Genomic DNA, 10,551 nt, shown 5'->3' on the forward strand with positions numbered 1-10,551 from the left:
GCGCGGTTCCGGCGGCGGGCGGCGGGCTGAGCGTGGCCGTCAGCTCCGCCTCGCGCTCGCCGATCTGCGTCCGCAGCTGCTGGGCGATGTCGTCCAGGAGGCCGTCGGGGTCCTCCGGGGCCAGCCGGAGCATGGCGCCGATCGCGCTCTCCTCCAGGTCCTTCGCGACGATCGTGAGGAGTTCCTTGCGGCGGGAGAGCCATTCGAGGCGGTCGTACAGTTCCTCGGCGCGGCTCGGGCGCGACTCCGGCACGGGGCCCTTGGCCCACTCCTCGGCCAGCTCCCGCAGCTCGGTCTCGTCGCCGCGGGCGTAGGCGGCGTTGACCCGGGTGATGAACTCCTCGCGCCGCGCCCGCTCGCCCTCCTCCTGCGCCAGGTCGGGATGGGCCTTGCGGGCGAGGTCGCGGTAGAGCTTGCGGGCCTCCTCGCTGGGCCGCACCCGCTGCGGGGGCCGCACCTGCTGGTCGGTGAGCATGGCCGCGGCCTCCGGGAACAGGCCGCCGCCGTCCATCCACCCGTGCAGGAGGTCCTCGACGCCGGGGATCGGCATCACGGCGGCGCGCAGCTCCTGCGCCCGCCGTACGTCCTCGGGGTCGCCGGTGCGCGCGGCCTTCGCCTCCGCCAGCTGGGCGTCCAGTTCCTCCAGGCGGGCGTACAGGGGGCCGAGGCGCTGTTCGTGCAGCCGGGAGAAGTTCTCGACCTCGACGCGGAAGGTCTCCACCGCGATCTCGTACTCGATCAAGGCCTGCTCGGCGGCCCGCACGGCCTGCTCCAGCCGCTCCTCGGGTCGGGACTGCTCCGGGGTCGTCGTCACCTGACCAGCGTAGGGCAAGGCCAGTCCGGCCCATTCCTCCTGCTGGGCCCGCCCCTCCCATGGCCGAAGGGGGCGAGGGGCAGGTGCACCAGTTCGTAGCCGTACGCGGTGTAGGTCGCAGTCATCGACTCGTACGTGGACCCCGGCCCCCCGGTGATGACGACCACCGCTCCGACTCCGGCAGCACCCGTCATACCCCCAGCTCCGCCGCCACCGTCCCCGCCCGCACCGCCGCCACCAGGTGAGCGTGGTCCGCCTCCGTGCGGTCGGCATAGTGGACGGCGAAGGTGGCGATCGCCTCGTCCAGTTCCTCGTTCTTGCCGCAGTAGCCGGCGATGCGGCGGGGGTCGGCGCTGTGGGAGTGGGCGCGGGCCAGGAGGGCGCCGGTCATGCGGCCGTAGTCGTCTATCTGGTCGGCGGCCAGGGCGGCGGGGTCGACGCTGCCCTTGCGGTTGCGGAACTGGCGGACCTGGAAGGGGCGGCCACAGGCCGTCGTCCAGCCCAGCAGGATGTCGCTGACGACCTGCATCCGCTTCTGGCCGAGGACCACCCGGCGGCCCTCGTGGTCCACGGAAGGTGCCTCGAAACCGGCCGTGACCAGATGCGGGACCAGCGCCGAAGGGCGGGCCTCCTTCACCTGGAGGACCAGCGGCTCGCCTCGGTGGTCCAGGAGGAGGACGACGTACGAACGCGTGCCGACGCTGCCCGTGCCGACCAGGCGGAACGCCACGTCGTGCACGGCGTGGCGGGCCAGGAGGGGCAGGCGGTCCTCCGGCAGCGTGCTCACGTACTCCGCGAGAGACGCCGCGACCGCCGCCGCCTCCTCGTCCCCGACCCGGCGCAGCACCGGCGGCGCGTCGACGAAGCGGCGCCCGCCGTCCTCGGTCGCCTCGGTCGACTTGGCCGCGAAGCGCCCGCTGGTGTTGGCCCGCGCCTTCTCGGAGACCCGCTCCAGCGTGCCGAGCAGGTCGTGCGCGTCGGTGTGGGAGACCAGCTCCTCGTCCGCGATCGCGTTCCACGCGTCCAGCACCGGCAGCCTGGCCAGCAGCCGCATGGTGCGGCGGTAGGCGCCCGCCGCGTCGTAGGCCGCCTTGCGGCACCTGTCCTCGTCCGCGCCCGCCTCCCGGCCCGCGAGCACCAGCGAGGCCGCGAGCCGCTTGAGGTCCCACTCCCAGGGACCGGGCACCGTCTCGTCGAAGTCGTTCAGGTCGATGACCAGGCCGCCGCGTGCGTCGCCGTACAGGCCGAAGTTGGCCGCGTGGGCGTCGCCGCAGATTTGGGCACGGATCCTGGTCATAGGGGTACGGGCCAGGTCGTACGCCATGAGACCGGCCGCGCCGCGCAGGAAGGCGAACGGCGTGGCCGCCATCCGGCCGATCCGGATCGGGGTGAGCTCGGCGAGCCGGCCGCGGCTGGACTCCTCGACCGCACTCACGGCGTCGGGGCGGGCGCCGTCCAGGTCCAGTTCGGCGTGTGTGCTGCGCGGGATCCGCTTGCGCAGCGCCTTGCCCTCCTCCTTGGGTGAGCCGGCGCCGGGCCAGTCTGCGAAGCCGGCCACCGGGGGCAGCCGACGCGCACCCGCGACGCCGGCCGACGCCTCCTGAGCCGGGACCACGCCCGCCTCCACCGCCGCCTCCGCCGTCGTCCTGGCACCGACCTCGGTCACACCGACCGCCTCCCCCACGCACACGAAGATCATCACGAACACCAACTCGTGCCGACCGTACAGCCGACTGGCCGAAATGCGTCAGATCCTGTGGACAACTCCACAGGTGTGGACAACCCGCAGGGTGGACGTGGCGGAGCCGCAGGGGATGCGGTCACCGAGGCTCACCCCCTCGCCCCTCACCCCTCACCCCGCCTCGGCCGCCACCGGCTCCGGCTCCGGCTCGTACTCCGCGAGGACCCGGTCGGCGCGGTCCGTGGCGATGTCGAGGCGGGCCAGGACCGCGGGGACGGCGATGCCGGGGAGCATGTGGTCGAAGAGGACCACCACCCTGTGCTCCAAGTCACGCCGCTGGCAGCGCAGTTGAGACATCAGCTGTACGCCCGAGAAGCTGGCGACCAGCAGTTCCGCCGTCTCCGTGGCGTCGGCGTGCGGCAGCAGCTCACCGTGCGCCTTCGCCTCGGCGAGGGTCCGCCTGGTCTGGTCGATCCACATGCGGAAGGCCGGCGTGCGGTCCAGGCCCAGGGCACCCTGGTCGAGGGCGAGTCCGACGCTGGCCCGCACGAGCGGTTCGCCGCGCAGGCGCCGGGCGAGCACGAGGCCGGAGTCGACGAGTTCCTGGAGTTTGCTGGGCTGCGGCGGCAGGGAGATCGCCAGCTGTTCCTCGAAGATGCCGAGCGCAAGCTCCTCCTTGGAGCCGAAGTGGAAGTACAGGGCGCCCTTGGTCACCCCCGCCCGGTCCAGGATCTCTCCGATGGTCGCCGAGGTGTAGCCACGTTCGTCGAAAACGGCCGCGGCCGCCTCCAGGATGGTCCGCCGGGTGCGGATCGCGCGCTCCTGTCGCGCCATCGGGTGCCTCCTGATCTGAAGTCGATCTGCGTGAAGTCGCCATGACCTGCGGGCGCTTGGGCCGTCCCCAGCGATGTGGATCACCCTTTTAAAAAAACCGTCTCGTCCGTATCTTAGTCAGACGCCGACCGGAGCCAGGCTGTCGATCCTGGGGGTTCCTCATGCCGCAGACAGGTCCTTTGAGCGCGCCCACGGAGGATCAGACCGGACCGGCGGGTGGTCCGGCAAACCGCGCCGGTCACGGCGTCGGCCGCACCCCGACACCCCAGGACACCGCAACCAGCGCCGGCGCCGGGACCACCACCGCGGCAGCCTCCGAAGCAGGCCACGAGGCCACAACCGGAACCGCCCCCAAGACCGCATCCGGAGCCGCCCCCGACGCCGTACCCGGTGCCGCCCCCGAGGCCCCGTCCGAGACCGCCGAAGTCACCCGGGTCACCAAGGAACTCGCCCACCGCACAACCGAGTCGGACGTCTTCCCCACCCACTGGACCCGCCTCTCCGACACCCGGTTCCGCGTCACCGCGCACTGGCCCGCCGACCACCCCTTCTTCGGCCCCGTCGACGACCGCCACCAGGACCCGATGGTCGTGGGCGAAACGCTCCGCCAGACCTCGATGGCGCTCGCCCACGCGGAGTTCGGCGCCCCGGCCGACACCCATTTCGTCATGCGGGACCTGGAGATCCGCACCGACCTCGCCGCACTGCTGCTCGCGGACGCCGCCGAGCCGGTCGAAATCGACGTCGAGTGCTCCGAGATACGGCGGCGCGGGCGCGGCCTGGGCAGCGTGCGGACGACGATGGAGTTCCGCCGCGCGGGGAAACTGGTCGCGCGCGGCACCGGCAGCACCGGCTGCACCTCCCCGGCCGCCTACCAGCGCCTGCGGGCACGGCAGTTGGCGGCCCTGGGCACCCCCGTGCCGCTCATACCCGGCGTGCCGCCCGAGCAGGTCGGCCGCGCCCGTGCACAGGACGTCGTCCTCGCCCCGGCCGACCGTCCCGGCGTCTGGCGGCTGCGCGTCGACACCGGCCACCCGGTCCTCTTCCCGCGCCCCAACGACCACGTCCCCGGCATGGTCCTGTTCGAGGCGGCCCGGCAGGCCGCGGCCGCGACGACGGACCGGCGCCCGTTCCTGCCCGCCGACATGGCGGTCGCCTTCAGCCGGTACGCCGAACTGGACAACCCCTGCTGGATCGAGACCGAAGTGCTCGACGAGGGTCCGGAGTCGGTGACGGTGCGAGTGTCCGGGCAGCAGGACGGCGAGTCCGTCTTCACCACCACCCTCACCTGGGCGAACCCGGCATCGGGCCCGGCATCGGGCCCGTCCCCGGTACGGTTCCCGTCGTGACGGTGAACCTCCTCATCACGGGCGCGACCGGCTTCATCGGCAGCCGGGTGGCAGCCGCCGCGCACCAACGGCCCGATGTGAACGTACGGCTGATGCGGCGCCATACCTCTCCCGGCGACGAGGCTCTCCACGGAGATCTCGCCGACCCACGCTCCCTGCGCGGCGTCTGCGCGGACACCGACGTGCTGGTCCACTGCGCCTCGCACATCGGCGGTGCCGCCGAGACCGCGGCGGCCATCAACGACATGGGCACGATGGCCCTGGTGGCGGAGGCCGTGGCCAGCGGGGTGCGCCGGATCGTGTATGTGAGTACGGCCTCCGTCCTCGGCCGCGGGCCCTTCCGGGGCGTACGGCCCGGCGAGGCACCGCTCGCGCCCGCGTCGGCCACCAGCCGCACCCGGGCGGCGGCGGAACGGCACGTGCTCGACGCGGGCGGCCTGGTGCTGCGGCCGCACCTGGTGTACGGCGCCGGCGACCGCTGGGTGATCCCGGGCCTGGTGGGGCTGCTGCGCGAACTGTCGGCGACGCCGACCGGGTGCGACGCCCTGCACTCGATGATCGACGTCGAGACGCTGGGCCGGGCCGTGGTGGCCGCGGCGCTGTCGCAGCTGTCCGGCGTGCACCATGTCGACCACCCCGACCCGGTACCGGCCTCGGAGCTGCTCGCGGCCGTGTCCGGGCAGGTGGAGGACCCCGGCGCCGGGGCGGCCGTGGACGTCGCCACCGCCCGCGCCCGCTCCGCGGAATCGCCGCGCGCGCTGCACCACCTCGACCTGCTCACCGTCGACCACTGGTTCGCGGACGACGCCTTCTGGAAGGGCATCGAGGACGTCGGCTGCACTCCGGGCGAGGGGTTCGCGGCCACGTTCCCGCGCTCGGCGCCCTGGTACCGGTCGTTCCTCGAAGGACAGCTCGGAGGACGGAGAGACTAGACCGACCGGTCGGTTTCCCTCCCCATCCCGTCCCGTCCCCTCCGCATCCCGGCCACCTCACGCCCGCAGATACGCCAGCACCGCCATCACCCTCCGATGCGAATCCTCCGTCGGCGGCAGATCCAGCTTGGCGAGGATGCTCCCGATGTGCTTGCCCACGGCCGCTTCGGACACGACGAGTCCGCGGGCGATGGCGCCGTTCGACTTCCCCTCCGCGATCAGCGCCAGCACCTCCCGCTCACGCGGGCTGAGCCGCTCCAGCGGGTCGCGGCGGCGGCGCAGCAGCTGTCGTACGACCTCGGGGTCGACGACCGTGCCGCCGGCCGCGACCTCGCTCAGCGCCTCGACGAACTCCTCGACCTGGCCGACGCGGTCCTTCAGCAGATAACCGACGCCCGATCCGTCGCCGGAGTCCAGCAGGTCGGCGGCGTACGTCCGCTGCACGTACTGGCTGAGCACCAGCACCGGCAGCGCGGGCCGCCGCTCGCGCAGCCGCAGCGCCGCGTGAGCGCATCGGGTTCCGTCGCGCTGCTCACGTGATGGGCCTGGCCCTCGCCTCGTCGCTGGATGCGCCCGAACGGCGCCCGGAGCGGTTCGCCGCCGCGCCGGTCGTCGTCAAGGGCCGGGACACGCTGCGGGTACCGACCCCGAACGGCGACCGCACCGGGAAACTCGCCCACCCGCGCCCCGTGCCCGCCGCCACCGTCTCCGCCCCTGGAGAGGCTCGGCACGGTCGTCGCCGACCGCTCGTTTCCCGTACGGGCCGCGGGCGGGCCCGCCGGTCTGGTGGGCCACCCCTGGTCCACGGCCGCGTTCGCGCCGTACGACATCACCGCGGGCCGCGCGCCGCGTACGGCCGGCGAGGTCGTCGTCACCGGCGACTGGGCGAGGCCGGGCGAGCGGGTGCGCACCGACCGTGGCACCGTGCGCGTCGTGGGCACCGTCCCCGACCTCGGCTTCGAGGACGCCGTCTTCTACACCGACGCCCGCGCCGCCCAACTTTCTCCCATAAGTAAGCAGTTGGTGGTGGAGGCCGACGTGGCGGACGTGAGGGCGGCGGTCGGCGACGGTGTCCGGGTCCTCACCGGGGACGCGCGCCGGTACGCCGACGCCGACCCTGACCGGGACGGCGAGGCCCTGACCGCGATGAACGCCCTGTTCGGCACGGCCGGCGGGGTCACCGCCTTCGTGTCGGTGTTCGTGGTGGCCTCCACGTTCGCCTTCGCGGTCGCCCAGCGGCGCCGCGAGTTCGGGCTGCTGCGCACCGCCGGGGGCACGCCGGGCCAGATCCGGCGGACGTGTGCGCGGAGGCCCTGCTGGTCGGCGTGCTCGCCTCGGCCACCGGCTGTGTGCTCGGCGCGTACGGGGCGCCGGAGCTGGCGCAGTGGGTGGTCGACGGCGGTCTGGCGCCGGCCTGGTTCGCGATCGGCGACCACGGCTGGCCGTACCACATGGCCTTCTGGACGGGGCTGTTCGTCGCGCTGTGGGGTGCGGTGGCCCGTCCTGGCGGGCGGGCCGCACCGGTCCCGTCGAGGCGCTGCGCGAGGCGTCAGCGGACAGCGTGGACAGCAGGACGACGCCCCCGGGCCGCCTGTTCTCCGGCGTGGGCCTGCTGCTGACGGCGGCGGTGACGCTGGGCATCGCCCTGGCCGGGAATCCGGGTGACCTGCTGCAGCGCAAGACCTACGTGACCCGGCCGATGCTGCTGATCACCGCGGTCGCGCTACTCGCGCCGCTCGTGGTGGGCCCGCTGACCCGGCTGCTGACCTGGCTGCCCGCCCGGCTGCCGGGCGGGGGCGGCCTGCTGGTCCGCGAGAACGCCGCCGCCGGAGTGCACCGTACGGCGGCGATCGCGGCGCCCGTGCTGGTCACGGTCGCCCTCACGGGCTCGCTGCTCGGCGCGACGGCGACCCTGAACGAGGCCGGGGCAGCCGAGACGCGGGAGCGGACCGCCGCCGCGTTGGTCGTCACCCCCGCGGGCTGCGGCGGTTTCGACGCGGCCACGCTGCGCAGGCTGCGCGCGGTGCCCGGCGCCAAGGTGTCCGCGAGCTCGCCGAGCGCCGTGTACGTCCTGGAGGACGGCGTGGCGCTCATCAGGTCCGACGCCCGCGCCGCCGACCCCCGGGCGCTGACCGTAACCACCCACCTGCCGCTGAGCGCCGGGAAGGTCTCCGACCTCGACTACGGCTCGATCATCGTCAACGAGGAGTGGCAGCGGCACACCGTGGGCGACCGGGTGCGGGTGTGGCTCGGCGACGGCACGGAGCGGACGCTGCGGATCGCCGCCGTGATGAGCACCGGCACCGGTGACAACGGCGTCTACGTCACCCCGGCCAACGCTCCCGGGGCGCGGCCCGACCGGGTCGACGTGGCCCTCGCGGACGGGGCCGACGCCGGTGCCGTGGCGGCGGGGCTGCGCGCGGCGGGCGGACAGGTGTTCACCGAGGACCAGTGGGTGCGGGCCACGCGTCCCGTCACCAGCCGCACGACCCGGCTCGGCTTCCTGCTCGTCTTCGGCATCGCCCTGCTGTACACCGGCATCTCCTTGGTCAACACCATGGTCATGGCGACCTCGGACCGGATGCGCGACCTGGCCGTACTGCGGCTGGCCGGGGCCACCCACGGGCAGGTGCTGCGGCTGGTCGCGGTCGAGGCAGTGACGGTGGTCGCCGTGGGCGCGCTGCTGGGGCTGCTGGTCGCCGGGCTCAACCTGGCCGGGATGTGGGGGGCGTTGGGCCTGCTGTCCGCACCGGCGGCCCTGGTCCTGCCGTGGCCGGCGATGGGCGCGGTCACGGCGGCCTGCGCGGTGCTCGCCGTCCCGGCGTCCGTACTCCCGGCCGCCCTGGCGCTGCGCCGGCGACCGGGACGCCGTCCGCGGGCAGCGGCGGGCGGGCACCCGCGCCGACTCTCTCGTTGCCGTACCGGCCGGGGCAGTTCATGACCTTCGACTTCACCGTCGACGGCCGGCCCGTCAGCCGCTGCTACACCCTGTCCTCGTCGCCGACCCGACCCCACCTGCTGTCCATCACCGTCAAGCGGACACCGGACGGGGTGGTCTCCAACTGGCTGCACGACAACCTGCGGCCGGGGGACGAGGTTCGGGCCCGCGGACCGTACGGCCTGTTCACCATGGACGACCACCCGGCGGAGAAGTACCTGCTGCTGTCGGGCGGCAGCGGCGCGACACCGTTCATGTCCATGGCGCGCGCCCTGCCCGACACCGCGTCGGACGCCAACGTGGTGTACCTGCACAGCGCCAGGACCCCGCTCGACGTGCTCTTCCGCGACGAACTGCACACCATCGCCCAGGACTGCCGGGCTTCACCGCTTCCTACGTCTGCGAGGACGACGCCGGGAGCGAGCCGTGGCACGGCTACCGGGGACGGCTGAGCGCCTCGCTGCTGTGGTCCGCGGTCCCGGACATCCAGGAGCGAGCCGTCTTCACCTGCGGCCCCGAGGGCTATCTGAACGCCGTACGCGACCTGCTCGTGGAACTGGGCTGCGATCCGGCCCAGGCTCCTGCGTCTGCACACAGGGGCGGCATCCCCGACCCCGAAGTCCTCCCGGCCCTCGTCCTCGCTACCTGCACGCCGAGCGCATCGACCGGGAGACGTGGATCAAACTGATCGCCGCTCGTCGCGGCTACCGCATCATGCAGCACAGCGAAGACAGCCCCACCCGTGAGATAGCTCACGCGTCGAGGCCTGCTGTGTGACCTGACCAGACTGTGTGATGCCTCACAACGATCAAGGAAACGAGAAACGGGCCCCTGCGGTGACTTCCGTCACCTGCAGAGACCCGTTTCTTCGGCTTCTCCTGGTGGTGCGCGAGGGGGGAGTTGAACCCCCACGCCCTTGCGGGCACTGGAACCTGAATCCAGCGCGTCTGCCTATTCCGCCACCCGCGCATTGGGTGTGTCTTCGGGCTCCGACCACTTGGGGCTGGCGCCTTCCGACACCGGAAACATTAGCACGGGGGACGGGGTGGGTTCACATCCCTTTCCCCAGGGCCCCTGAGCTGCGGCCATCGCGCTCCGGGCACCCCCCTGCGCGGTGCTCCGCGGCGCCTTTCACGCGGCAGCCTCGTACCCGTGTTCACGTATCAACCTCGTACCGGTCCGGCCCGTCTGCCCAGGAGCCGGTCGGGGTCCACAGCCAGGTGCGGGACACTGGTCTGCGCCCGCCTCTACGATCCTTGGCGGGAGTACCGCGCAGGAGTACTCCCCGTAGGAGTTCGAAGGCGAGCTCCGCAGGGAACTTCGTCAGTCGTCGACACCCGTCGGCCGGGCTGACAGGGGGAACCAGCCGATTCCCCGGCGCGTGGATACGATCAGTAAGCAGTACCAGGAAAGCAGTACGCAGGACAGCGGTACGCACGGCCGTACACAGGACGACAACAGCGGAGGAGGTGCCCCATGGGAGTCCTGAAGAAGTTCGAGCAGCGCCTCGAAGGTCTGGTCAACGGCACCTTCGCCAAGGTGTTCAAGTCCGAGGTACAGCCCGTGGAGATCGCAGGAGCACTCCAGCGGGAGTGCGACAACAACGCGACGATCTGGAATCGCGACCGGACCGTCGTACCCAACGACTTCATCGTGGAGCTGAGCACCCCGGACCACGAGCGCCTGAGCCCGTACTCCGGCCAGCTCGGCGACGAGCTCGCCGGCATGGTCCGGGACTATGCCAAGCAGCAGCGGTACACCTTCATGGGCCCCATCAAGGTGCACCTGGAGAAGGCGGACGACCTCGACACCGGTCTGTACCGGGTGCGCAGCCGTACGCTCGCCTCCTCCAGCAGCCAGCAGGCCGGCGCCCCCGGCGGAGCCGGTGCACCCGGTGCCCCCGGCGGAGCCGGTGCACCCGGTGCCCCCGGCGGAGCCGGTGCCCCCGGCGGAGCCGGTGCCCCCGGCGCGGCCGCCCGGCCCGGCCCGCTGCCCGGCGCCCC

At 73.0% G+C, this 10,551-nt stretch carries 6 protein-coding genes, 1 tRNA gene and 3 pseudogenes; 5 read left to right on the top strand and 5 right to left on the bottom strand.

All coding sequences use genetic code 11. From position 1 onward, the window contains the following. Positions 1-28: 28 nt before the first annotated feature. The 3 genes and pseudogenes from H8R17_RS23715 to H8R17_RS23725 all read right to left on the bottom strand — a co-directional run. Positions 29-838: pseudogene (locus H8R17_RS23715) on the bottom strand (hypothetical protein); the annotation flags it as partial. A gap of 166 nt (positions 839-1,004) precedes the next feature. Beyond that, on the bottom strand, positions 1,005-2,513 hold the full coding sequence (locus H8R17_RS23720; RefSeq protein WP_187825228.1) for a DUF2252 domain-containing protein: 1,509 nt from the start codon (positions 2,511-2,513) through the stop codon (positions 1,005-1,007). A gap of 153 nt (positions 2,514-2,666) precedes the next feature. Continuing rightward, positions 2,667-3,329, bottom strand: a complete 663-nt coding sequence (locus H8R17_RS23725) for a ScbR family autoregulator-binding transcription factor (RefSeq protein ID WP_187825229.1) — start codon at positions 3,327-3,329, stop codon at positions 2,667-2,669. A gap of 179 nt (positions 3,330-3,508) precedes the next feature. Between H8R17_RS23725 and H8R17_RS23730 the strand changes: the two genes are divergently transcribed. Continuing rightward, the gene (locus H8R17_RS23730; protein WP_262505447.1) at positions 3,509-4,678 is read left to right on the top strand and encodes a ScbA/BarX family gamma-butyrolactone biosynthesis protein; all 1,170 of its coding nucleotides are present in this window, start codon (positions 3,509-3,511) and stop codon (positions 4,676-4,678) included. Next, positions 4,675-5,610, top strand: a complete 936-nt coding sequence (locus H8R17_RS23735; RefSeq protein WP_187825230.1) for an NAD-dependent epimerase/dehydratase family protein — start codon at positions 4,675-4,677, stop codon at positions 5,608-5,610. Before H8R17_RS23730 ends, H8R17_RS23735 begins: the two co-directional genes overlap by 4 nt. Positions 5,611-5,667: 57 nt before the next feature. Here H8R17_RS23735 and H8R17_RS23740 read toward each other — a convergent pair. Further along, positions 5,668-6,117, bottom strand: a pseudogene (locus tag H8R17_RS23740) (LuxR C-terminal-related transcriptional regulator); the annotation flags it as partial. 32 nt (positions 6,118-6,149) lie between these two features. On the opposite strand from H8R17_RS23740, the pseudogene H8R17_RS23745 reads away from it, so the two are divergent. Beyond that, positions 6,150-8,551: pseudogene (locus H8R17_RS23745) on the top strand (FtsX-like permease family protein). Then, on the top strand, positions 8,548-9,000 hold the full coding sequence (locus H8R17_RS23750; protein WP_262505448.1) for an FAD-binding oxidoreductase: 453 nt from the start codon (positions 8,548-8,550) through the stop codon (positions 8,998-9,000). Before H8R17_RS23745 ends, H8R17_RS23750 begins: the two are co-directional and overlap by 4 nt. Before the next feature lie 430 nt (positions 9,001-9,430). Here the strand turns inward: H8R17_RS23750 and H8R17_RS23755 are convergent. Further along, positions 9,431-9,517, bottom strand: a tRNA-Leu gene (locus tag H8R17_RS23755). A 507-nt stretch (positions 9,518-10,024) separates the two neighbouring features. Between H8R17_RS23755 and H8R17_RS23760 the strand changes: the two genes are divergently transcribed. Beyond that, positions 10,025-10,551: DUF3662 domain-containing protein (locus H8R17_RS23760; protein ID WP_262505449.1), on the top strand; the 527-nt coding region annotated here is incomplete at its 3' end.

The organism is Streptomyces sp. TRM68367 (genome assembly GCF_014495685.1).
Lineage (GTDB): Bacteria > Actinomycetota > Actinomycetes > Streptomycetales > Streptomycetaceae > Streptomyces.